The sequence below is a fragment of the Bradyrhizobium sp. SZCCHNS1022 genome, assembly GCF_032484835.1.
In the GTDB taxonomy this organism is placed as follows: domain Bacteria; phylum Pseudomonadota; class Alphaproteobacteria; order Rhizobiales; family Xanthobacteraceae; genus Bradyrhizobium.
On sequence record NZ_JAUETT010000009.1, the window covers coordinates 38487 to 61538 of the forward strand.

Below are 23052 nucleotides of genomic sequence, written 5' to 3' on the forward strand. Positions count from 1 at the left end.
GTGACCGACGTGAGCGAGCGGATCCATCTGGTGATTGCGACCCCCTGTTTCGGCGGGCAGGTGTCGAGCATCTACGCCAGCTCGATCTTCGCGCTTCAGCGTGAGCTGCGGGCGACATCCAATGTGAGTCTGACCGTCCACATGCGCGACGGCGATGCGCTGATCACGCGGGCACGGGCCAATCTGGTCACGTTGTTTTTGAACGATCCCACTGCGACCCATCTTCTGTTCGTGGATGCCGATATCGGCTTCACGCCGCAGCAGGTGTTTCGGTTGATCGAATCGGGCGGTGACGTCGTCGCCGGCGTCTACCCGATCAAGCGCGTGAACTGGAACAAGGCGAAGCGGGCGCTCGACGCCGGTCGGTCCGACGTCCCCTCGGCCGCACTCGACTACGTGCTGGAGATTGAAAATCCCGATCACGTCGTGGTGGTGAACGGCTTTGCCCGCGTGCGATTTGCGGGAACCGGTTTTCTGATGATCCGCCGCCAGGTGCTGGAGCAGATGTGCGGGTATCCCGGCTACGCGCCATTGCAGTTCTTCCGCGAGCATTCTCACGATGCGCTGGCAGGCAGTCCGAACCGGTTCGCTCTGTTCGAATGCATGATCGACCCGGACACCGGGACCTATCTGTCCGAGGATTTCGCCTTCTGCAAGCGCTGGACCGATCTCGGCGGCCAGATCTGGGCCGATCTCGACAGCCGCCTCGATCACGTCGGTCCTTCGGTGTTTCATGGCAACGTAGCCTCTCAATTCGCGCCGGCTGCAGTGGCAGCCGATGCGGCCTGACGCGTGCATCATGGCGCCGGTCGCGTCTTCATCCGAAATCTCTCCATTCAGGTCCGATCGCGGTCGCCAAGGCAGCCTGCGCGATCTGTTCGCGCTGTTGGGCGACCTGCTCATCGACGGCGGTGATGCGCGGCTCGCGCTCGACCGTCCCTGGGGCCGCAATGCCTATGGCTGCGGTCCGGCACCTTCGCCTGATATCCTGAACTTCGCCTCGAGCACTGCGTCTTCGATCTCGGAACGCGCCTATGCGCGCGCCGAGCTTGCGCGCGAGCGATTGATGCATGCGGCCATCCATCATGGGGTCGGCGAGGCGCTCGACCGGCGTACCGAGGAGATGCGCGGCGAATTGAAGACGCTGCTCGGCCTCGACGTCGGGACGGGCATCGTGTTCTCGCCGTCGGGAACGGATGCGCAGCTGCATGCGCTGGCCTTGTCGCAGGCGTTGCGCGGCGATGCGCTGACCACCATTGTGGTGGCGTCGGATCAGACGGGCAGTGGAACGCAGTTCACCGCCCGCGGCCGCCACTTCTGCGTGACCACGGCGCAGGGCGCGCCCGTTCAGAAGGGTGGGCCGATCGAGGGGCTCGCCGTCGACAGCGTCGCTGTGCCACTGCTCGACGGTGCAACCCTCGCGCCAGACGGGGATTATGGCCCGGCGGTTGTCGCCGCTGTGGAGACAGCGATCGCGTTCGGCCATGCCGTGCTGTTGCAGGTCATGGACGCATCGAAGCTCGGCTGGCGTGCGCCGGATCAGTCCTGCCTCGACGAGATCGTGCGGCGCTGGCCGGGGCAGGTGCAGGTCGTGGTGGACGCCTGCCAGATGCGGCTCGGCCGCCGGCGGATCCGCCACTATCTCGATCGCGGCTATCTTGTGCTCGTCACCGGCTCCAAATTTTTCGGTGGGCCTGCTTTCAGCGGCGCCATGTTGGTTCCGCCGCAGCTTGCATGCGTGGTCGAAGGTCGCGGTCCGCTTGCAGCGGGGTTGTCTGACTACGTCAGCCGCAGCGATTGGCCGATGAGCTGGACGGCGCTGCGCGCCGCATCTCCGGAGCGGGCGAATATCGGTCAGTGGCTGCGCTGGGAAGCCGCACTTGAGGAGATCTCGGCCTATTACCAGGTGCCGGATCGCTACCGTCGCATGGTGCTGCGCGAGCTCGGCATGATCACCGAGAGTCTCCTGATGCTGTCGCCGATGCTGCGGCCGCTCGCAGTCGCCGAGACCGATGCCGACGACGAAGAGTTCGGACAGCCGACCATCTTTCCGTTTGCCCTGCAGCGCGACGGCAGCCTGGTCGGCGCCGGCGAGGTTCAACTGATCCACCGCGCGCTCCAGCGCGATCTCAGCGCTCACTTCAGCGGCCGCGCGGCCGATGTCGCCGCCCGCCAATGTCTGATCGGCCAGCCGGTTCGGGTGGACACGCCCGAGCGCGGCTCGATCGCGCTGCTGCGGCTGTGCCTCGGCGCGCGGCAGGTGACTGAAACCTGGAGCGATGATCTCACGACCGCCCGCGTCAATATCGATGCGGAAATCGGCCGTATCGCCGATGTGATTGCCAAAATAGAGCTGCTCGTCACCGACGTGAGCGGCCAGGATCTCAGGGATATGTGTGATGGTATCTGACGTGCTCGCGGTATCGGCGCATTCGCAGATCGCCGACCGCATCGGCCTCGCCAGGCTCGCCAAGGCGGCGTTCGACGGCAAGGATCTCAAGCCGCTGTGGAGCGAACTGATCGCCAAGCTGCTCGATGGTAGCGCGACGGCCGGGGAGGGACTCGATGTCGCGCTGATCGCGCAGCTGCTGGGCGACAAATCCGCCGGACTTGCGATCCAGCAGGATATCTTGCTCTCGCAGCAATTGTATCGCGTACCGTGTCGGAGCACGGCGCCGCGGCTGCGCGTGCTTGCGCTCGCCGCCGCGACCGACATGGGTAGCAACACGCCGATCGAATTCCTGCTCGAGGACGCCGACGTCGAGCTGATGACGCTCTATGTCATCCCCGGGGCAGAGCTGCCGTCGCCGCTGCCGGAGCATGATCTCGCTATCGTTATCGCCTCGGATTCGGAGGATTGCCAGCATACGCTGCAACAGATCGACCAGGTCGCGGCGCGTTGGCCGCGGCCGCTGCTCAATCCGCCGCGCCTGATCTCAAATCTCGATCGCGACAAGCTGCACCGGCTGCTCGCCGATATTGACGGGCTCATGATTCCCGAAACCGTGGCCGTCGGCCGCGAACGACTGATCGAGATCTCCGAAGAGCGGGAATGGCTGACGGCGATCGCCGCAGATCTCGCTTTTCCAATCATCATCCGTCCGCGCGGTTCGCATGCCGGTGTCGGTCTCGCCAAGGTCGATGAGCCCATCGAGCTTTCGCTCTATCTCGACGAGCACGCGGAGGAGGAGTTCTTCGTGGCGCGTTTCGTCGACTACGCAAGTGAAGACGGGCTGTTCCGCAAATATCGCGTCGTCTTCGTCGACGGTCGGCCTTATGCGTGCCACATGGCGATCGCGCGCCGCTGGGACATCTGGTATCTCAACGCCGGCATGGCGACGAGCGAAGCCAAGCGCCTCGAAGAGGCGACCTTCATGCAGACATTCGACATCGGCTTCGGCCGGCGCCATCGCGCCGCACTGGCGGCGATCGCCGAGCGCATTGGGCTCGACTATTTCATCATCGATTGCGCCGAGACCAAGGATGGTTCGTTCCTGGTGTTCGAGGCCGACAACACCGCGGTGGTGCACAATATGGATCAGCCTGACGTGTATCCTTACAAAGAACCGCAGATGCGGAAGATCTTTGCAGCCTTCCTCGACATGATCGAACGCCGGGTGGCGGCCTCGCGGGAGCAGGCTGCATGACCACCGCGTTGCCGGACACGGACCATCAGCAGCAGCAGGGTCGGACGCTGGACCCGCAGGATTGGGACGAGATCCGCGCGCAAGGTCATCGCATGCTCGATGACATGATCGACTACATCGCCAATATTCGCATGCGGCCGGTCTGGCAGCCGATTCCATCGGAGGCGCGTGAGCGGTTTCGCGAAGCTCTCCCGCACGCGCCGTGTGAGCTCGGCGAGGTCTACCGCGAATTTGCCGATTACGTCGTTCCTTATGCGACGGGCAACGTGCATCCGGGCTTCATGGGCTGGGTTCATGGCGGCGGATCCGCGGTCGGCATGCTGGCGGAGATGCTGGCGGCGGGCCTGAATGCCAATCTCGGCGGGCGCGACCACATGCCGATCGAGGTCGAACGGCAGATCGTTGCATGGACGCGCGAGATGTTCGGCTTCCCGCCCGGCGCGAGCGGGCTTTTCGTGACCGGCACCTCGATGGCGAATTTGATGGCGGTCCTGGTGGCGCGCCGCGCTGCGCTCGGCTCCTGGGTGCGGCAATATGGGATCGGAGAGACGGGAGGGCTGCTGCAGGCCTACACGTCGAAGGCCGCGCATGGTTGCATCAGCAAAGCGATGGATATCGCTGGCTTCGGCAGCGATGCCCTGCGCTGTATCGGTGTCGACCGCGACCATCGGATCGACGTTTCGGCGCTACGCAGCGCCATTGCTGCTGATCGCAAGGCGGGCTTGCGTCCGTTCCTGGTGGTGGCGTCGGTCGGCACCGTCGACATCGGCGCCATCGACGATCTTGCCGCGGTGGCCGCGCTCTGCCGCGAAGAGAAGCTGTGGTTTCACGTCGACGGCGCGTTCGGCGCGTTGGCGATCCTGTCGCCGGCGCTGGCGCCGCGATTGGCCGGGATCGAGCAGGCGGATTCGATCGCGCTCGACTTCCATAAATGGGGGCAGGTACCTTACGACGCGGGCTTCCTGCTGGTCCGCGACGGCGAGCGCCACAGCGCCGCATTTGCAGCGCCGGCGGCCTATTTGCGGCGGGAGACGCGCGGGCTTGCCGCAGGCGCGCAATGGCCGTGCGATCTCGGTCCAGATCTGTCGCGCGGCTTTCGCGCGCTGAAGACCTGGTTCACGATCAAGACATTCGGCGCAGATAGGCTGGGCGCCATGATCGCGCGCAGCTGTGAGCTCGCCAAATATCTCGAAGGTCGGGTGCGCGCCGAGCCGGAGCTCGAGCTGCTGGCGCCCGTCAATCTCAACATCGTCTGCTTCCGCTATCGTGCCGCGGATGCCAATGCGCTCAACGGCGATATCGTAGCCGACATCCAGGAGGCGGGGATCGCCGCACCGTCCAGCACGATGCTCGACGGCAGGCTGGCGATCCGCGCAGCCATCGTCAATCACCGCACCGAGGTGCGGGACGTCGATGCGCTGATTGCTGCGGTGCTGATGTTCGGCCGGCAGCGCGCCGCCGGCCAGCTACCGCTGATGGAGATCGAAGCGCCGCCGCTGGCGCTGTGACGCAGGGCAGCGGCGTTACGTTTGCGCGTAGGAGAGGGAGCCCGGCTTGCTTGGCCGGGTCCATATGATCAGGCCGCGCTGCTGACGCGCTTCGCCTGTTCGGCCTCGACCTGCTCCAGGAGCTTCTTTTCATAAGCGACCAGCTTCTTGGCTTCCTTCAGAGCCTGGTAGAGGTCGCCATTGAGGATGTGGGCGTTGATGGCCTCGATCAGCGGCCAGGCACTCGGCACCGTCGTGATGATGTCGCGCAGCAGGTTGAAGTAGGTGCCGTGACTGGTGTCGGCTGCGGGCGAGATGTACATCAGCTGCACCGCAAGATAGACGAGCTTCGCGGGCGTATCGGCCGTTTCCGGAGTGAGGATGTCTTTCTCGCGCAGGATCGGGACGTTGTCCCCGTCGATGAGAAGCCGCGCGCGTTGATCGGTGTTGGTGATCACGCATGAGCCGATGATGATCCGCTCGTGCGGCTTGAGTTCGACTTTCAGGGCCATCCTTGTTCTCCGTTGCCGCGTCGTGTCCGGTCCATGAGCCGGCTCCTCGAGGCCTGTCATCAATGGTGGCGGTCCGGGGCGAAGTAGATCGCTCGCGCCTTGCGCGCGCAAAGGTCGGCCGGCGCACGAGGCAAATCCTTTCCGAACAAGGTTAATGACCGGTAAACGGGCTAGCTGGATGGTAAATACGCTGACTTATCAAAGGGCTTTTGCCGGGCCGTGACTCGCAGTCGCGCCTATCGAACCCTTGTGGAGGCAACGGGAATCGATCCGGCACCCGCGGCGCTTCAGGTTTTGTTAGCCACTCCCGTTCACTTTGCCCGTGTCGCCTGATCGCGAAGTCGATCGAAGGCTTCACCTGGTCTCGAAGGGATCAGGATCTCATTTCACACCAGAAGGGTATGAATAATGTCAGGTATCGTTCTCTCGGCGTCGGTGCGCCAGAACCTGCTCTCGCTGCAGTCGACGGCTCAGCTTCTCGCCACCACCCAGAACAACCTTGCTACCGGTAACAAGGTCAACTCGGCTCTCGACAATCCGACCAACTTCTTCACCGCGCAGGGCCTCAACAACCGGGCCAGCGACATCTCCAATCTGCTCGATGGTATCGGCAACGGCGTGCAGGTGCTGCAGGCCGCCAACACCGGCATCACCTCGCTGCAGAAGCTGGTCGATAGCGCCAAGTCGATCGCCAACCAGGTGCTGCAGACCTCGGTCGGCTACTCCACCAAGTCGACCGTGACCACGGCCGCGCTGACCGGCGCGACTGCCAGCACCCTGCTCGGGGCTTCCACCAGCGCCGTCACCGGCACGAACGTCCTCAACGACAACACGTCGAGCGCGGTCGCGATCACCAGCTCCACCAAGCTGTCGGGCACCGCCGGTACGTCCTCGAACGACCTCGGCACCGGCTTCACCACCGCCGACACGCTGACCGTGAACGGCACCACCTTCACGTTCATCGCGGGCTCGACCTCGTCCGGCACCTCGATCGGTGTTGGCGACACCGTCGGCAACCTGCTGTCGGCAATCCAGACGGCGACCGGCGTCTCCGCCTCGATCAGCGCAACGGGCGCCGTCACCCTGACGCCTCCGGCCTCCGGTCTCACGCTGTCAGGTTCGACCGGCGCTCTGGCGAAGCTCGGCCTCACCCAGGTCGGCGATGGTCTCGCCGGCCAGACGTTGACGATCGGTGCGACAGGCGGAGGTACTCAGACGAGTATCACCTTCGGTATCGGGACGGGCAAGGTCAACTCGTTGAACGACCTCAACACAGCCCTTGCCGCCAACAACCTGCAGGCCTCGGTCGACTCGACGGGCAAGATCTCGATCACCACGACCAACGATGCGGCGTCGTTCACGATCGGCGCGGTCGGCGGCACGGCGGCGGCAGCCAGCCAGGCCTTCAACGGTCTGGTGGCTGGGGCTCCGGTGGCCGATCCGACCTCGCAGGCCACCCGGGCCAGCCTGGTTGCGCAGTACAACAACGTGCTCGCGCAGATCAACACGACCGCTGCCGACGCCTCCTTCAACGGTGTCAACCTGTTGAACGGCGACACGCTGAAGCTGACCTTCAACGAGACCGGCAAATCCTCGCTGTCGATCACCGGCGTGAACTTCAACACCACCGGCCTCGGCCTGACCAACCTCGCCTCGGGCGTTGACTTCCTCGACAACTCGTCGGCGAACAAGGTGCTCAACGTCCTCAACTCCGCCAGCTCCAACCTGCGGTCCGAGGCCTCGACGCTGGGTTCGAACCTGTCAGTCGTGCAGATCCGTCAGGACTTCAACAAGAACCTGATCAACGTGCTGCAGACCGGCTCGTCCAACCTGACGCTGGCCGACACCAACCAGGAAGCGGCCAACAGCCAGGCGCTGTCGACCCGCCAGTCGATCGCGGTGTCCGCGCTCTCGCTCGCCAACCAGTCGCAGGCGAGCGTGCTGCAGCTGCTGCGCTGATCTCGACCCGAGCGAAACGACGTTGCGAAACGGCGGGGGAAACCCCGCCGTTTTTGCGTTCGGGCCGCGCTTGCCGGGCCGCTATGCGATGACCGGTATCCCAGGCAGGGAGGAGGTAACCATTCGTTAATCAAAGAATTTAAACGGCGATTAACCATGTTTTAAAGGGGAATGCATAAAACCGGCTAGTGAATAACTAGGAAGGTTTCACACGAATGTCCGGTATCGTCCTCTCGGCTTCAGCTCGCCAAAACCTGCTCGCGCTGCAAAACACGGCGCAGCTGCTGGCCACGACTCAAAACAACCTGGCCACCGGCAACAAGGTCAATACAGCGCTCGACAACCCTACCGAATTTTTCACCGCGCAAGGCCTCAACAACCGCGCCAGCGATATCGCAAACCTGCTCGATGGTATCGGCAATGGCGTTCAGGTGCTGCAGGCGGCCAACACCGGCATCACCTCGCTCCAGAAGCTGGTCGACAGCGCCAAGTCGATCGCCAACCAGGTGCTGCAGACAGCGGTGGGCTACGCGACGAAATCCACCGTCACCTCGGCTGCGCTGACCGGCGCCAACGCGACCAGCCTGCTCGGGGCCTCCATCACCCCCACCACCGGCACCGCCCTTCTTAACGACAATACGACACCGGCCGCGATCACCAGCTCGACCAAGCTGTCGGGCACCGGCAGCAGCACCTCGAATGACCTCGCCACCGGCTTCACCACCACAGACACGCTGACCGTGAATGGCACGACGTTCACGTTCATCGCCGGATCGACCTCGTCGGGCACCTCGATCGGCATCGGCGACACGGTCGGCAGCCTGCTGTCGGCGATCCAGACGGCGACCGGCATCAGCGGCTCCATCAGCGCTTCGGGCGCCATCACCCTGACGCCACCGCCGACAGGGCTCACGCTGTCAGGCACGACCGGCACTCTGGCAAAGCTCGGCCTCAGCCAAGTCGGCGATGGTCTGGCCGGCCAGACGCTCACGATCGCTGCGACAGGCGGTGGAACCCCGACCAGCGTCACGTTCGGGATAGGGACGGGCAAGGTCAACTCGCTGAACGACCTGAACGCGGCGCTCGCAGCCAACAACCTGCAGGCCTCTGTCGATACGACCGGCAAGATCGCGATCACCACCATCAACGATGCGGCGTCCTCGACGATCGGCGCGATCGGTGGTACGGCGGCAGCCGCCGGTGCGGCGTTCAATGGCCTGACGGGCTCCACGCCGGTGATCGACACCAACTCGCAGGCGATCCGCTCGAACCTGGTCACGCAGTACAACAACATCCTCTCGCAGATCAACACCACTGCGGTCGACGCCTCGTTCAACGGCATCAACCTGTTGAACGGCGATACGTTGAAGCTGGTGTTCGACGAGACCGGCAAGTCGACGCTCTCGATCACGGGCGTGACCTTCAACATCACCGGACTCGGACTGAGCCCGCTGGCATCCGGCGTCGACTTCCTCGACTCCAGCTCTGCCAACAAGATCCTGAACTCGCTGCAGGGCGCATCCACCACGTTGCGTTCGGAAGCGTCCGCGCTCGGTTCGAACCTTTCGATCGTGCAGGTCCGCCAGGAATTCAACAAGAACCTGATCAACGTGCTGCAGACCGGCTCGTCCAACCTGACGCTGGCCGACACCAACCAGGAAGCGGCCAACAGCCAGGCGCTGTCGACCCGTCAGTCGATCGCAGTCTCGGCGCTCGCGCTGGCCAACCAGTCGCAGGCAAGCGTGCTGCAGCTTCTCCGCTAAGCGATCACTGCATCTTTGATACGACGAAAGCGGCGGGCAAAACCCGCCGCTTTTCGTTTGAAAGATCGGTGTCTTCGGACGAGACTGGGCGGCGCCGTTTTGGCAGTTTTTCAATTCATGTGACCCGAGCGGGACCTTCGGGGCGGATCGCTATTAGTTGCAGAAAAATTTCTGCAGTTTGATTTGCGATCTTTGTTTGGCGTTAAGGCGCGCGGTGGGGGATGTCGTTTTTGAGGCACCAGTCAGGCAACCTCGAACAAATAGGATAATACCCGCTAACCATATTTTAAAGGCACCCAACGTACAAAACCTGTGCAATTGGTCGTGTCCTTCGCGTCAGTCCCGGAGTAGTTGATGTCACATGCCGCTCAAGCCTATGCACGCACGTCCCAAACGACAGCATCACCCCGGGAGATCGAAGCACAGGCCCTGTTGAAGGCGGCGCGGCAACTGCAGGAAGTGCAGGCCAATTGGAGCGGTCCGGACCGCAACATGCATAAGGCGCTGCTGTTCAATCGTCGGCTTTGGACGATTTTCATGAGCGCCATGGAGATGGATGACAATCCGAATCCGCTCGAGATCCGTCAGAACATCGCCAATATCGGCGTGTTCGTGATGAAGCAGACCATCGAGATGCAGTTGAATCCCGACCCGGCAAAACTCAAATCGCTGATCGACATCAACTGCCATATCGCCGCCGGCCTCTCAGGACGAGGCTGATCGGCCATTTGCCGGTCGAAGGAGGGAACGTCATGGCCGATGTGATGAGCATCCTGTCGTCCGCCTACAAATCCAACGTCCTGACCACTGCACAGAGCAGCAGCAAATATGTTGCGGTGGATCCGACCCTCTATCAGGGCACTTGGACCGGCAATTACGCCAACAACAAATCGTTCACGGTGACGGTCTCGAACGTCCAGGGCTTTCGCGCCAGGGTACGCTATCAGAGCGAGGGGACGTCGAAGTACCAGGACGTCCTGATCAAGGACAATGCGTTTCGGATCGGCGACACCAAGTTCACATTGACCGGCAAGGGCAAGGCGCTGATCAAGAACGTGGTGACCGATCCGGCCTCCGGCCAGACCTATCTCGATACGGCCTATGCGACGCAGAGCGGCTAAGCAGGCCGTGAGATAAACGCTTTGCACCTGTAGGATCGAGGGCGGCGGATGGGCCTGCTGCCCGTACTACGCTCGGCGGCCGCTCATGCGGTCCGGTCGGTCGGCGGCACGCGCGGGGCTTCTTCTTTCTGCAAGTCCTTCTGCAGATCGAGGCTGTGGAAATAGGCGCGCCGGCGCAGCACTGCCTCGTCGGGATATTGGTCGACGACCTGGTCCGTTCGGCGGTTGACCACCTGAAACACCATGGCAGCTGCGGCGCGGTCGTAATAGGCCTGATGCGACAGGAACACCTCGCCTTGGACCTGAGACTGCGTGTCGTTGCGGATCATGACGCTGGGGTCGGCCGCGGTGACGCTCTGGCTCGGCGGTAGCTCCGTCTGAACAGCATTGCTCACCGCCGGGCTCGACGGCGCGACAACAGGGGCGGGTGATGCAGCCCCCACCGGCCTGACGCTGAAGTCGGTACTCATGGCAGCCTCCTCGTGCCAGTCGAGTCAAATCTCAACCAATCCGCGATGCAACCATGTCTGTCATGTTTCAAAGTTACGTTAGGAAATAGAATAAATGGCGCGTTTCAACCATTCCTGGCATTTAAGATAGATTAAGGCGGCGCCCAAGGCGCGGCGCCTGCGGGCAATGGGAGTTAGTCCGTCAGAGCGAGCGGCTGATGGTGAGCGGGGTCAGCTGGCGCGAAGTCGGGGCGGCGCGCCGGCCATTCGCCGTGTAGGTATCGGGAATGTTGCGGCGCTGGACCTCGGCATTGACGCCACGCACGATCTTCTCGGAGATCGAGTGTGCGGTGGCGAGTACGGTCAGATTGACCTTCAGCATGGCGCGGAACGCGTCGTGATGGCGGTGCAGGGCGGCCAGGAGCTCGGGAGCCTGCGCCTGCATGAAGGTCTGGCTGGCTTTCAGGCGGCCAACGCCGGCGACGTAATGGCGCGACAGCTCGGTCTTCCTGGGGCCGAAGGCCATCGCCTCGCGCAGCTTGCCGGCGCGCACCAGCTCGGTCTCCTGCTCGATGACTCCCAGCAGATCGCTCATCGCCGTCATGAGCTGATCGGCGAGCGCCCGCGCCTCGGTGGCGTTGGTCGCTGCCTGATAGGTAGTCTGCTTGGCCTGCACCTGTGCCGTCATGTCTTTACTCCTCGATTGCGCGCGCTTGCGCGCCACTCAACTGAACTGATCAGGCCGCGCTTTGGCCCGTTGTTTTCGCCTGCTGCAGGATCAATGTACGAAACACCTCGTCCGAGATGCCGACGCCGCCGGCCTTGGCGAAGTTCTTGGAGTATTGCTCGGTCAGCATCGACCGCCAGACGCCTGTCCCGGGCGTATCGCCGAACGGGCCTTCGCCTTTGACGCCGCTCGTCATCTGCGAAAACATCGAGTTCAGAAACATCGCCTCGAAATCGGTGGCCGTTGACCTCGCCTTGGCCTGCGCTTTCGGCGAGACCTTGGTCAGCGCTTCAGCGAGGTCCAGATCGGTGCGCGGCTCGGTCGGGCCGACCGGGCTCGGCAGGCTGAGCGGAACGCGGCCGCTATAGGTGTCGATATAGGCCGACATCACATCACCTCGATGTCGGCTTCGATCGCGCCCGCGGCCTTGATCGCCTGCAGGATGCTGATGAGATCGCGCGGCCCGATGCCAAGCCCGTTGAGGCCGTCCACGAGCTGCTGCAGGGAAACGCCGTCCTTGACGACCGCGAATTTCTTGCCGTCCTCGGTTACGCCGACGCTGGTTCGTGGTGTGACCACGGTGCGGCCGCGCGACAGCGGATTGGGCTGGCTCACCTGCGGGCTTTCGGAGATCGTGACCGTGAGATTGCCCTGCGCGACAGCAACGGTCGCAACCCGGACGTCGCGGCCCATGACGATGATGCCGGAGCGCTCGTCGATGACGATCTTGGCGGCGAGGTCAGGATCGACCTGCAACTGCTCGATCTCGGTCAGGAAGGCGACCACGTTGCCCTTGAATTCGGGCGGGATCGTCAGCTGCACGGTCGACGGGTCGATCGGCTCGGCGGACTTGACCCCGAGGAAATCGTTGACGGCCGCGGCGATCCGCTTCGCCGTGGTGAAGTCGGCATTGCGCAGCGCCAGCCGCACATTCGGCAGCCGGTTCAGTGCGAACTCGATCTCGCGCTCGATGATGGCGCCGTTGGCGATGCGGCCGACCGTCGGCACACCGCGTACGATCTTCGCCGCTTCGCCCTCGGCCTGGAAGCCCGAGATGGCGAGCGAGCCTTGCGCCACTGCGTAGACGTTGCCGTCGGCGCCTAACAGCGGGGTGACGAGCAGGGTGCCGCCCTGCAGGTTCTTGGCGTCGCCGAGCGCGGAGACGGTCACGTCCATCCGCGTGCCCTGGGTGGCGAATGGCGGCAGATTGCCGGTCACCATCACGGCGGCGACGTTGCCGGTGCGGATCGTGGCGCCGCGGATGTTGACGCCCATGCGCTCCAGCATCGCCTGCAGCGACTGCTTGGTGAAGGGGATGTTGTTCAGCGTATCGCCGGTGCCGTTGAGGCCGACCACGAGGCCGTAACCGATCAACTGGTTCTGGCGCACGCCTTCGATATTGGCGAGATCCTTGATCCGCGACGTTGCGGTGGCCGATATGGTCGATGACGCCAGCGCAAGCAATGCTGCGCAGGCCACCTGAAACAGGCGCGTCGAACGGATGCGTCGCATCCTATGCTCCCCTCGAACTCTCAAAATCTGAGCGATCGCTGCCGCCACTCCCATGACCGCATGATCACCATTAACTATGCGAGCACCGTGCCACCTCGACGCCGTGGCTTAACTGATTGAAATCATACGAAGTTGATCGATGCTCCTTTCTCCGGATCGCGTCTTCTGCGCGATCGAAAATGCCGCCCCGGCAGATTTTGCCGGGCCGTTTACGCGTCATTAACCATGCAGCGGCCAAGCTCGCCTTGCACACGAAGCCGCGGGAAAGACCCATGCGCATCATCGGACCGAACGGCACCACGCCGACGACATCCACCAGTTCGACGCGAAAGACATCGTCCGGCGGCTTCATGCTGCCGGATATCGGAACGACGCAGGAGACGCGTGCGACGCTGGCGCCGAAGCAGACCGCCAATATCGACGCGCTGCTGGCGCTGCAGGGAATCGAGGAGGAGCCGCGGGAGCGCCGCAAGCGCTCAGTCCAGCGCGGCCGGCGCGCGCTCGATGCACTCGACGAACTCAAGCTCTCGCTGCTCTCCGGCAAGCTCGACGCCGGCATGGCCAGCCGTCTGCGCGATGCCGCTGCCGCGCTGAAGCAGTCGTCTGGCGATCCCGGGCTCGATGCCGTGCTGTCAGAAATTGAGCTGCGCGTTGAGGTCGAGCTCGCCAAAGCGGGGCAGGGTTGAGCGCACCACCGCTTACGCGGCCTTGACCCGCGACTTGATGCTGGCTTTGGGCCGGTGCTGTGCGTCGTAACGGCGCTGGGCTGCGAGCACATCCTTCAAATTGTTCTCCGCCCAGTCCCTCAGAGGATCGACGGCGGCGGCCAGCGTCAGTCCCAGCGGCGTCATCGAATATTCCACCGTCACCGGCACGGTCGCGATGGCGCGGCGGCGGACCAGCCCGTCGCGCTCCAGGCTCTTCAAGACCTGCGACAACATCTTCTGCGAGATGCCTTCAATGGCGCGGCGCAACTGATTGAAGCGCAAAGGCTCGTCGCGAAGCAGCAGCAGGATCAGCACGGCCCATTTGTCGCCCACGCGATCGAGGATCTTCCGGGTCGGACAATCGGCCGAATAGGCGTCGGCGGCTCTCATGGGTTACTCCGGCGTGACCAGGTGATCTTAAAGTGCGTTCTTAACACCAGCATTCTATCCGCTATCTAGTTCCCGTTGGTTACCACGTCACAGATGCCAGACAGGAGCTTGTCAATGAAGATCGCCGTCACCGGCGCGTCCGGAAATGCCGGGTCGCGGATTACCGCCGAACTGGCCGGCCGCGGCCACCAGATCACCGCGATCGCCCGGAACCCGGAGAAGATCGCCGAGCTGCCCAATGTCACCCCGGTCAGGGGCGATGCCAACGATCGCGGCGAGCTGGCCAGACTGTGGACCGGCCACGATGTCGCGATCAGTTCGATCCATTTCCTGGTCAGCGATCCCGAGGCGCTGATCGGTGCCGCCAAGGATGCACGTGTCGGCCGTTATCTCGTGGTCGGCGGCGCCGGCTCGCTGGAGGTGGCGCCCGGCGTGCGCCTGGTCACGACCCCCTCGTTCCCGCCGCAATACAAGGCCGAAGCGGAGAAGGGAGCCGCCTTTCTTGATCGCCTGAGGCAGGAAAAGGAGCTGAACTGGACCTTTCTGTCGCCGTCGGCGATGTTTGTTCCGGGGGAGCGGACCGGAAAGTTCCGGCTCGGAACGGATCAGCTGCTGACCGCCAGCGACGGTAAAAGCTGGATCTCCTTTGAGGATTATGCGGTCGCGCTGGCCGACGAGATCGAGCAGCCGGCCCATCTGCGGCAGCGCTTCACGGTCGGCTATTAAGGATTCCCGAGGGCGCCCCGCACGGTCCCGATAGATTTGCCTGTGCAAGGGTTTGGGGGCGGGCCGTCCCCGCCCACGGGAATGTTGTCTGGCACCGGGCGTCGCTATATAAGGCGGCCGCGAACGGGCGTATTCCGTCCGCCGGTGCCGCGACGACCGGCGCCAGCACGTACAGATGGGCCGACCTTGGAAAAGTTGAAAAACTACAAGCCTTCCGAAAAAGAGCCTTTCATGAACGAACGCCAGCGCGAGTATTTCCGCGCCAAGCTGCTGGCATGGAAGGAGGAGATACTTCGCGAATCGAAGCTCACCCTGCAGGCTCTGCAGGAGGAGAACGTGAACCATCCGGACCTCGCCGACCGCGCGTCGTCGGAGACCGATCGCGCGATCGAGCTTCGGGCCCGAGACCGCCAGCGCAAGCTGATCTCCAAGATCGACGCCGCGCTCCAGCGCATCGAGGACAACACCTACGGCTATTGCGAGGAGACCGGGGAGCCGATTTCGCTGAAACGGCTCGAAGCCCGTCCGATTGCAACGCTGTCGGTGGAAGCGCAGGAGCGTCACGAGAAGCGCGAGAAGGTGTACCGCGACGAATAATTCGCGGTTTGTTTTGTCCGACGCCCCGTACCAATGCGGGGCGTCGTCGTTTCTGGCTGGTTCGCTGTTGCGGGCCTCCGCCTGCCGTATTCGGTCGTCTTCTCCTTGTCACAAGCTGCGCCCACAAAACGCAGGCGCGCGCCGCATGATCCCTGCGGCGGCAATGGCCTGCCGAACTGAGGTGTGCGATGAGCGAGGTTCTGGTGACGGGCGGCTCGGGATTCATCGCCGCGCATTGCATCCTGCAGCTCTTGGCCGCCGGCCACACGGTCCGCACCACCGTCCGCAATCCCGATCGCAAGGACGACGCGTTGGCGATGCTGCGGGCGGGCGGCGCGGCTTCGATCGATAATCCGTCCTTTTTTGCCGCCGATCTCACCGCTGATACCGGCTGGGCCGACGCCGTGAAGGGGTGCGACTATGTCCTGCACGTCGCCTCGCCCCTGCCGCCTTACGTGCCGAAGGACGAGAACGAGCTGGTCGTGCCGGCACGGGAGGGAACGCTCCGGGTGCTGCGTGCGGCGCGCGATGCCGGCGTGAAGCGCGTCGTCCTGACCTCCTCCTTTGCCGCGATCGCCTATGGGCATTCTCCACGCGAAAAGCCCTTCGACGAGACCGATTGGACCGATCTTAACGGCCCCGACGTGCAGCCTTACCCGAAGTCCAAGACCTTGGCGGAGCGTGCGGCGTGGGATTTCATGGCGCGCGAAGGGGGCGGGCTCGAGCTTGCGGCGGTGAACCCGGTCGCCGTGCTCGGCCCCGTGCTGGGTCCGGACTTCTCGCCCTCGATCGCGGTGGTGCAGGCGCTGATGCAGGGCAGGGCGCCGGCCGCGCCCAAGATCTATTTCGGCCTGGTGGATGTTCGCGATGTCGCCGACCTGCACCTGCGCGCGATGACCGATCCGGCCGCCAACAGGGAACGGTTCCTTGCGGTGGCCGGCCCGCCGGTGTCGATCCTCGACATTGCGTCGGTACTGCGGGAACGGATGGGCCGGGCCGGCCGGCGCGCACCTCGGTTCGAAATGCCGAACTGGCTGGCGCGCGTCGTCGCGCTCGCCGTGCCGCAACTGCGTGACGTCAAGCCGCTGCTTGGGCTCCGCCGCGCCGCCAGCGGCGACAAGGCCCGCAATGTGCTCGGCTGGAACCCGCGGCCGAACGAGGAGATCATTATGGCCACCGCCGAGAGCCTGCTGAAGCTCGGGCTGGTGCAGCCGTGAGCGCGCTAAAGCTCCATCTGAACAGCCCGGCAGGCGTTTTGAACGTGGTCCGAAGCTGCCGCAATGCAGGATGAGACGAGCTGATGAAAGTCGTTTATAAACAATCCGTTCGCCAGCAATCCTGAACGGCCGCTTGGGGCGGCTGACAACGGGAGTTGAACGACAATGGGAGCAGACGAGGTCTTGGCTGCCGCGCAACTGATCATGCGCGCCCGCCAGGAGAGGAGGCCGTTGGCCGCGCTGCCGGCTCAGCTTCAGCCGCAGGATGAAGCGGCGGGCTATGAGATCCAGCATGAGGTTCACTGGCTGCTTGCCGAGCACGCCGGCGATTTCGCCGGCTACAAGATCGGCTGCACCAGCAAGGTGATGCAGGATTACATTCGCATTCCGCATCCCTGCGCCGGTGGCGTATTTGCGCGCGGCGTTCACGAGTCCGGTGCCGTGTTGCGCGCGGCCGACTTCGTCCGCGTCGGCGTCGAATGCGAGATCGCGGTACGGCTCGCGCAAGACCTGCTGCCGCTGGATGCGCCCTTCACCATCGCGCATGTCGCGGAGGCGATCGGCGACTGCCATGCGGCGATCGAGATCGTCGACGACCGCTATGTGCAGTGGGAGACGCTGGGCGCGCCGACGCTCATCGCCGACGATTTCTTTGCCGCCGGTTGCGTGCTCGGTCCGGCGGTGGCGCGCGGTGCCGTGCCGGACCTCGCCGCAGTGCAGGGCCGCGCCTTCATCAACGATGCGCTGGCCGGCGCGGGGGCCGGATCCGACGTGCTGGGACATCCGCTGCACGCGTTGGCTTGGCTTGCCAATCATCTTGCCGCTCGCGGCGACGGGCTCGAGGCCGGTCAGCTGGTGCTGACCGGCAGCCTGATCAAGACGGTGTGGCTCAAGCCCGGCGACCGCGTGCGGATGGAACTGGACGGGCTGGGTACGGTGGAGGCGAGGTTCGAGTGAGTGTAGGAGGGGCACGCTGCGCTTTACAAATTCGCCTTCGCTCGCTCACGCCGGCGCCAATCGCTTGACGTCGATCGGGCGTTTGCGGGCCTCTGCGAGGTCATAGGCCATCTGCATCTTGAGCCAGGCATCGGCAGTGCTGCCGATTGCTTTCTCCAGCCTCACCGCCATCTCGGCGCTGACGCCGCTTCGCCCGGCAATGACATTATGTAGTTGCTGGCGCGTGACCCCGAGGCCCTTGGCCGCCGCGCTGATGGAGACGCCGATCTCCTCCAGCGTATCGCCAAGCAGTTCGCCGGGGTGGGGAGGGCTTTTCATCGCCATGGAGAATCCTCAGTGATAGTCGACGAGATCGACGTCCCAGGCCACCCCGTCTTCGAATCGAAAAACAATCCGCCAGTTGGCTCGAACGGTCACTGCCCAGAAGCTTTTGAGATCGCCCTTCAGGGGATGAAGATGAAACGTTGGCAGATCGAGCGCGTCGATCGTTTCCGCCACGTCCAGAACGGCGAGAACCTGCCTGATCTTGCGGACATGTTCCGGACGGACGCCTCGCGCATTGTCGTCCTCGAACAGCTGTCGCAGGCCCTTGTGCCGAAAACTCTCGATCACTGCTCTAAGCCATTCGAATGTAAAGTAACGCTTTACACAGTCAAGTATTGCTTTACAGGCGCAAAGCCTCCGTCGCGAGAACGACCGAAAGCAACGACGTTCCCGCGGCGCCGATCCGCCCGAGGTTTTGCTGGTCATCACCCTCGGCAACACGAGGGCGCAGGGAAGGCCGGGTGCAGGCCGCACCCATGGCCCGCCTGCATCAAAAAAGCAGGCGGCAGTCACCACAGGTACGAGCCGAACAACCGGCCTTCCCTGCGCGATGGGCTTACGGCTTATACGTGATCTCCCCGGGGATCGGCTGTCTTGCCCCCGTCACCCGCGCGAGGACCAAGGCCCTCGTCGCGACCTTGGCGCCAGCACCGGGACGCCAGGACCACACGATTTCACCGTCCGCGTCCGCGCCGCTCGTCTGTTCGGCGCGCCCGCAGCCATCGCATTCCAACCTCAACGTTCGTGACGATCGCGATACGTCCCTCGATTAGAGGTTAGAACAAAACAAGAACATAAAGGAGGTTGAGCGATGCGTCAAGGACAATGTTCTCCCAGTGCATTTAACGAATGCTAGGCACTCACCCAATGGGAATCGAGAGGATAGGGCGGCTTTGGGTAGAACGGCGTTCTTGGCTCCCACAAACAAACACGGCCCCCGGCAGGGGAGCTACCGGAGGCCGTGTATACCATCACTCTTCTGCGCCTAGGTTCGCAGGCGAGCGATGTGGGAGCTCGTTGTGAGGGAAGGGGCGCGTCGCTGCCGTCGTCCTTTGTTGCGAACTGACGTCGCGCTCTGGGCGCCCCCACCCTGACCCTCCCCCGCAAGCGGGGGAGGGGACATTGCTGTCTTGCCTCTCTGACGGAAGGAGGCCGTTAGTTGCGTTTCCTGGACCTCAGGCTCTCGCTAGAACGGTAGCAAGATATCCATCACCTGCTGGCCGTATCTTGGCTGCTGGATGTCCGTGATCTGGCCGCGGCCGCCATAGGAGATGCGGGCCTGGGCGATCTTGGTGGAGTCGATGGTGTTGTCGCTCTGGATGTCCTCGGGACGCACGATGCCGGCCACGATCAGTTCGCGGATCTCGTAGTTCACCCGGATCTCCTGCTTGCCCTCGACCACGAGATTGCCGTTCGGCAATACCTGGGTGACGACTGCGGCGACGCTGGTGGTCAACGATTCCGAGCGCTGGATCGAGCCCTTGCCGTCCGAGGTCGACGAGGAGTCCTCGGTGAGGATACGGCCGGGCAGGATCTTGTTGGCCTGCGTGATGGTCTTCGAGCCGATGAAGTCGGTGATCCCCGAGTCTTCCTTGCCGGTGCGGCTGCGCTGGGTCTCGTTGGCGAAGTTCGCCTGATCGGTGATGTTGACGGTCACCGTGAGGAGGTCGCCGACCTGGTGCGCGCGCTGGTCCTTGAAAAAAGCGCGCGAGCCGTTGCGCCACAACGAGTTCGGCGCATAGGACACCGTCTCGGGCTTCGGCATCGGCATCTGCACCGGCTTGTAGCCGGGCTGGGTGGTCGGATTGTCGATCTCCGTCAGCTTCGGCCTTTCGCCGACCTGCGACAGGCGATCGATCGAGGAGCAGCCGCTTGCCACCGACAGGACCGCGAGCGAGGCCGACACCAGCGCGAGCCGCCGCAAGCCGTTGTAGGACGGAGCATCAGACGTGAACTTCGACATGGAACTTACTCGGCTTTCGGGGTGGCGGACGCGGGAAGTCGCGCGGCGACGGATACAGGAGCAGGAATCTCGGCTTCGGCGGTCTGCGCGGGCTTGGGCACGACGATCTCGACCGAAACCTGGCCGCGGCCGCTGACGCGACCGGTCACGGTGCGTTTGGATTGCAGGTTGAGCACGCTGACGACGTCGCCCTCCGTGCCGTTGTCCAGCGCCTTGCCGCGCGTGGTCAGATAGATGCCGGCGGTCTGGAAGACGATCGTGACGTTCTGGTCGCGCTGCACCAGGTCGGGCTTGGCGAGATCGGTGCTCTTCAGCGCCTGGCCGGCGCGCGCCGGACGACGCATCTGCATGCCGACCGCGAACTCGCGCGAGGCGGGTTCTGCCCCGCCGAGTTCGGCGCGAGGCCGCCGCTCCATCACGAGATCGCCCGAGCGCAACAGCTCGTTGCGGTCGACATTGCGGGTGAGCACCGCGACCTCAGCGGTCTCGATCGCGACACCGGTGTAACGCAGCCGCACCGGCGCGGTACCGCTGTTCGCCCCGATCTCGAACGCCACATCGAAGCGGCTGGAGCGCGGATCGAAACGGACGGAGGTCGGGATCAGCGCGCCGCTGGTTGCCGCGTCGAACTTCAGGTCTTGCACCGCCTGGTCGAAGCTCAGGCTGATATTGGCGGCATCGCCAAGGCCGGAGCGGTGGTCGAGCGCCTGCGCCACCGCTTGCTCGATGTCCTTGGTCGCGAGGCTGCGTGCGAGCCGCGTCACCGCGACTTCCTTGATGTCACGGGTGTCGACCCCGATCACCTGGTGCGCGCGCAGCACCGAGATCACCTGGGCGGTCGGCAGCATGCCGGTGGTGCCGAGATCGGGTGCTCGGTAGACCGCGACCTGCGCTGCGGCGCCGGCATTGTCGATGAGGTCGCCGACGCGGACGATATCGCCGGTGACGTTGACGGTGGCGCGCAGCACGGGAGCGGCGATTTGCTCGTCGGCGCCGCCGGCCAGGGCGGGAAGCGCGGTCGAGACCAGCAGGGCTGCAGCGATGAGAAGCGGACGCGCGGTGCGGATCTTCATGGCAGGCTCCTATTGCCTCAGCGGAACAGCGCGGTGGTGGATTGCATCATCTGGTCGGCAGCGGAGATGACCTTGGCGTTCATCTCGTAGGCGCGCTGCGCCGCGATCAGTTCGCTCATCTCGCTGACCACGTCGACATTGGCCTGCTCCAGGCTGCCTTGCGTGATGCTGCCGTAGCCCTGCTGGTTGGCGATGCCGTCCTGCGGCGCGCCGGAGGAAGGCGTCTCGATGAACTGGTTGTTGCCGACCGGCTGCAGACCGGCCTTGTTGATGAAGCGCGTGAGCTGGATCTGGCCGATGATCTGCGACGTGCTCGAGCCCGGCAGCGTCACCGAGACCTGGCCTTGCGAGTTCACGGTGATGCCGGAGGCGTTTTGCGGGATGGTGATGGTCGGCTGCACCGGATTGCCCTGCGCGGTGACGATGCGGCCCTGATTGTCCATCTGGAACGTGCCGTCGCGGGTGTACTGGTTGGTGCCATCCGGCATCAGGATCTTGAAGAAGCCTTCGCCCGAGACGGCGAGGTCGAGGTCGTTGCCGGTCTGCGACAGCGTGCCCTGCGTCATCGAGCGCGGCGTGCCGACGGTCTTGACGCCGCCGCCGAGATCGATGCCGACCGGGAGGATCGTGCCCTGGTCGGAGGACTGAGCGCCGACGCGGCGGACATGCTCGTAGATCAGGTCCTGGAACGCCGCCGTCTGCTTCTTGAAGCCGGTGGTGCGCAGGTTGGCGATGTTGTTGGAGATCACCTGAACGTTCAGTTCCTGTGCCGCCATTCCGGTCGCAGCGGTGTGAAGCGCCTGCATGTCAAGTCTCCTTCGTGTTCTGCGAGGTTCAGGCCGGAACGTCGGCGAGTTTCTCGATCGCGTTCTTGCGCAGGTCGCTCTGGCCTTGCAGCATGGTGGCGACCTGTTGGTAGGACCGCATCACTTCGACCATGCGGCTCATCTCGCCGACCGCATTCACGTTCGACTTCTCGACGTAGCCCTGCTGGATGGTCGACTTCGTATCCTGCTGCGGCACGACGCCGTTCTGGGCGGCGTAGAGATTGTTGCCCTGCTTCTGCGCGGCCTGCGGATCGGCGAAGTTGACCAGGCGCAGCTTGGCGCGGATCGAATCGGTGGGATTGGTGCCTTCGACCACCGTGACCGTGCCATCCGGCGAGATGTTGATGTCGTGGTCGGTCTGCTGCAGCGTGATCGGTCCGCCGGTGCCGAGCACCAGATCGCCTGCCGCCGTGACGAGCTGGCCGGTGTTGCTCACATGCAGGCTGCCGTCGCGGGTGTAGCGCTCGCCGCCGGCAGTCTGCACCACCAGGAAGCCGTCGCCCTGGACGGCAATGTCGAGCGGGTTGCCGGTGCGCTGAAACGAGCCCTGCGAAAAGTCGCGATAGGTGCCGCGGTCCTGCACATAGGAGACCCGGCGGTCGTTGCCGCGGAAATTGTCTTCATGCGCGCCCGAGGTGAGATATTCCTCGAACAGCTGCTGATCGGCCTTGAAGCCGTTGGTGTTGACGTTGGCGACGTTGTTGGCAACGACGTCGAGTTGTCGCTCCAGCACCATCTGCCGTGACAATCCGACGAGAAGCGAATTCTCCATCGGTCAAGCTCCCCTGATTTACGAACCCCGCAAGCGGCGCCTCTCCCAAGGCGATCGTTAACGGGTGGTCATCGAACCCCGTTCGGCTCTCCCAAGCCTTACGGGGGTCGCAGTGGGGATAGCGAAGACCGTGCCAAGTCAAAAAGATAAGAAAAATCAAACGATTGTCATTTTGAGACAGATCAAAACACCCGGCAATAACCGCTCATCAACCATGTTTGCCCGGCAACTTTTTCCCACCGGTCGCGTAAAAGAAAGCTTCCATTAACCATTGTTACCGTAGCGTTCAGCCAACAAGCGCAGATGCGCTGGGAGCGTGTTG

25 protein-coding genes are annotated in these 23052 nt (G+C 63.8%); 13 read left to right on the top strand and 12 right to left on the bottom strand.

The genetic code is table 11. From position 1 onward, the window contains the following. The first annotated feature begins 9 nt into the window (after positions 1-9). From QX071_RS33395 to QX071_RS33410, 4 genes are read left to right on the top strand one after another with little or no spacing between them, the layout of a single operon-like run. Entirely contained in the window at positions 10-789 is a 780-nt protein-coding gene (locus tag QX071_RS33395) for a hypothetical protein (protein ID WP_315707191.1), read from the top strand. Then, positions 779-2410 (top strand): hypothetical protein, encoded by a 1632-nt coding sequence (locus QX071_RS33400; protein ID WP_315707134.1) that lies wholly within the window; start codon positions 779-781, stop codon positions 2408-2410. Before QX071_RS33395 ends, QX071_RS33400 begins: the two co-directional genes overlap by 11 nt. Continuing rightward, positions 2400-3647, top strand: a complete 1248-nt coding sequence (locus QX071_RS33405) for a hypothetical protein (RefSeq protein ID WP_315707135.1) — start codon at positions 2400-2402, stop codon at positions 3645-3647. Before QX071_RS33400 ends, QX071_RS33405 begins: the two co-directional genes overlap by 11 nt. Further along, a complete protein-coding gene (locus tag QX071_RS33410; protein ID WP_315707136.1) occupies positions 3644-5155 on the top strand; it encodes an aspartate aminotransferase family protein in 1512 nt (503 codons plus the stop codon). Before QX071_RS33405 ends, QX071_RS33410 begins: the two co-directional genes overlap by 4 nt. Before the next feature lie 68 nt (positions 5156-5223). Here QX071_RS33410 and flbT read toward each other — a convergent pair whose 3' ends face one another. Further along, entirely contained in the window at positions 5224-5646 is a 423-nt protein-coding gene (flbT, locus tag QX071_RS33415; RefSeq protein ID WP_315707137.1) for a flagellar biosynthesis repressor FlbT, read from the bottom strand. A 408-nt stretch (positions 5647-6054) separates the two neighbouring features. Here flbT and QX071_RS33420 point away from each other — a divergent pair, with 408 nt between their 5' ends. The 4 genes from QX071_RS33420 (at position 6055) to QX071_RS33435 (ending at position 10489) form a co-directional block, all read left to right on the top strand. Continuing rightward, positions 6055-7605, top strand: coding sequence for a flagellin (locus QX071_RS33420; protein ID WP_315707138.1), 1551 nt, complete (start codon positions 6055-6057; stop codon positions 7603-7605). 215 nt (positions 7606-7820) lie between these two features. Continuing rightward, positions 7821-9368: a flagellin gene (locus tag QX071_RS33425; RefSeq protein ID WP_315707139.1), complete on the top strand. Its 1548-nt coding sequence runs from the start codon at positions 7821-7823 to the stop codon at positions 9366-9368. A 354-nt stretch (positions 9369-9722) separates the two neighbouring features. After that, a complete protein-coding gene (gene flaF / locus QX071_RS33430) occupies positions 9723-10088 on the top strand; it encodes a flagellar biosynthesis regulator FlaF (RefSeq protein WP_315707140.1) in 366 nt (121 codons plus the stop codon). 32 nt (positions 10089-10120) lie between these two features. Then, a complete protein-coding gene (locus QX071_RS33435; protein WP_315707141.1) occupies positions 10121-10489 on the top strand; it encodes a hypothetical protein in 369 nt (122 codons plus the stop codon). An 83-nt stretch (positions 10490-10572) separates the two neighbouring features. Here the strand turns inward: QX071_RS33435 and QX071_RS33440 are convergent, their stop codons facing one another. The 4 genes from QX071_RS33440 to QX071_RS33455 form a co-directional block, all read right to left on the bottom strand. Then, complete coding sequence (locus tag QX071_RS33440) at positions 10573-10959, bottom strand: hypothetical protein (protein WP_315707142.1); 387 nt, start codon at positions 10957-10959, stop codon at positions 10573-10575. A gap of 181 nt (positions 10960-11140) precedes the next feature. Next, positions 11141-11626: a hypothetical protein gene (locus QX071_RS33445; RefSeq protein ID WP_315707143.1), complete on the bottom strand. Its 486-nt coding sequence runs from the start codon at positions 11624-11626 to the stop codon at positions 11141-11143. Between the two features lie 49 nt (positions 11627-11675). Continuing rightward, positions 11676-12053: a flagellar assembly peptidoglycan hydrolase FlgJ gene (gene flgJ / locus QX071_RS33450; RefSeq protein WP_409977567.1), complete on the bottom strand. Its 378-nt coding sequence runs from the start codon at positions 12051-12053 to the stop codon at positions 11676-11678. Further along, on the bottom strand, positions 12053-13177 hold the full coding sequence (locus QX071_RS33455) for a flagellar basal body P-ring protein FlgI (RefSeq protein ID WP_315707145.1): 1125 nt from the start codon (positions 13175-13177) through the stop codon (positions 12053-12055). Before QX071_RS33455 ends, flgJ begins: the two co-directional genes overlap by 1 nt. Before the next feature lie 272 nt (positions 13178-13449). Here QX071_RS33455 and QX071_RS33460 point away from each other — a divergent pair, with 272 nt between their 5' ends. Further along, a complete protein-coding gene (locus QX071_RS33460; RefSeq protein WP_315707146.1) occupies positions 13450-13863 on the top strand; it encodes a flagellar assembly protein FliX in 414 nt (137 codons plus the stop codon). Positions 13864-13875: 12 nt separating this feature from the next. Here the strand turns inward: QX071_RS33460 and QX071_RS33465 are convergent, their stop codons facing one another. Then, on the bottom strand, positions 13876-14274 hold the full coding sequence (locus tag QX071_RS33465) for a helix-turn-helix domain-containing protein (RefSeq protein WP_315707147.1): 399 nt from the start codon (positions 14272-14274) through the stop codon (positions 13876-13878). A 114-nt stretch (positions 14275-14388) separates the two neighbouring features. On the opposite strand from QX071_RS33465, the gene QX071_RS33470 reads away from it, so the two are divergent. The 4 genes from QX071_RS33470 to QX071_RS33485 all read left to right on the top strand — a co-directional run bounded on the left by QX071_RS33470 (position 14389) and on the right by QX071_RS33485 (position 17771). Beyond that, entirely contained in the window at positions 14389-15000 is a 612-nt protein-coding gene (locus QX071_RS33470; protein WP_315707148.1) for an NAD(P)-dependent oxidoreductase, read from the top strand. A 231-nt stretch (positions 15001-15231) separates the two neighbouring features. Further along, complete coding sequence (gene dksA, locus QX071_RS33475) at positions 15232-15597, top strand: RNA polymerase-binding protein DksA (protein WP_172114412.1); 366 nt, start codon at positions 15232-15234, stop codon at positions 15595-15597. A 188-nt stretch (positions 15598-15785) separates the two neighbouring features. Beyond that, positions 15786-16814 (top strand): aldehyde reductase, encoded by a 1029-nt coding sequence (locus QX071_RS33480; RefSeq protein WP_315707149.1) that lies wholly within the window; start codon positions 15786-15788, stop codon positions 16812-16814. A gap of 165 nt (positions 16815-16979) precedes the next feature. After that, a complete protein-coding gene (locus QX071_RS33485; protein ID WP_315707150.1) occupies positions 16980-17771 on the top strand; it encodes a 2-keto-4-pentenoate hydratase in 792 nt (263 codons plus the stop codon). Between the two features lie 45 nt (positions 17772-17816). Here QX071_RS33485 and QX071_RS33490 read toward each other — a convergent pair whose 3' ends face one another. From QX071_RS33490 to flgF, 6 genes are all read right to left on the bottom strand, one after another. Further along, positions 17817-18095, bottom strand: a complete 279-nt coding sequence (locus QX071_RS33490; protein ID WP_315707151.1) for a HigA family addiction module antitoxin — start codon at positions 18093-18095, stop codon at positions 17817-17819. A 9-nt stretch (positions 18096-18104) separates the two neighbouring features. Continuing rightward, positions 18105-18521, bottom strand: a complete 417-nt coding sequence (locus tag QX071_RS33495; RefSeq protein ID WP_315707152.1) for a type II toxin-antitoxin system RelE/ParE family toxin — start codon at positions 18519-18521, stop codon at positions 18105-18107. 760 nt (positions 18522-19281) lie between these two features. Beyond that, positions 19282-20058, bottom strand: a complete 777-nt coding sequence (gene flgH / locus QX071_RS33500; protein WP_315707153.1) for a flagellar basal body L-ring protein FlgH — start codon at positions 20056-20058, stop codon at positions 19282-19284. 5 nt (positions 20059-20063) lie between these two features. Beyond that, a complete protein-coding gene (gene flgA, locus QX071_RS33505) occupies positions 20064-21131 on the bottom strand; it encodes a flagellar basal body P-ring formation chaperone FlgA (RefSeq protein WP_315707154.1) in 1068 nt (355 codons plus the stop codon). 17 nt (positions 21132-21148) lie between these two features. Next, a complete protein-coding gene (flgG, locus tag QX071_RS33510) occupies positions 21149-21937 on the bottom strand; it encodes a flagellar basal-body rod protein FlgG (protein ID WP_315707155.1) in 789 nt (262 codons plus the stop codon). 28 nt (positions 21938-21965) lie between these two features. After that, positions 21966-22730 (bottom strand): flagellar basal-body rod protein FlgF, encoded by a 765-nt coding sequence (gene flgF, locus QX071_RS33515; RefSeq protein ID WP_315707156.1) that lies wholly within the window; start codon positions 22728-22730, stop codon positions 21966-21968. Positions 22731-23052: the final 322 nt, after the last annotated feature.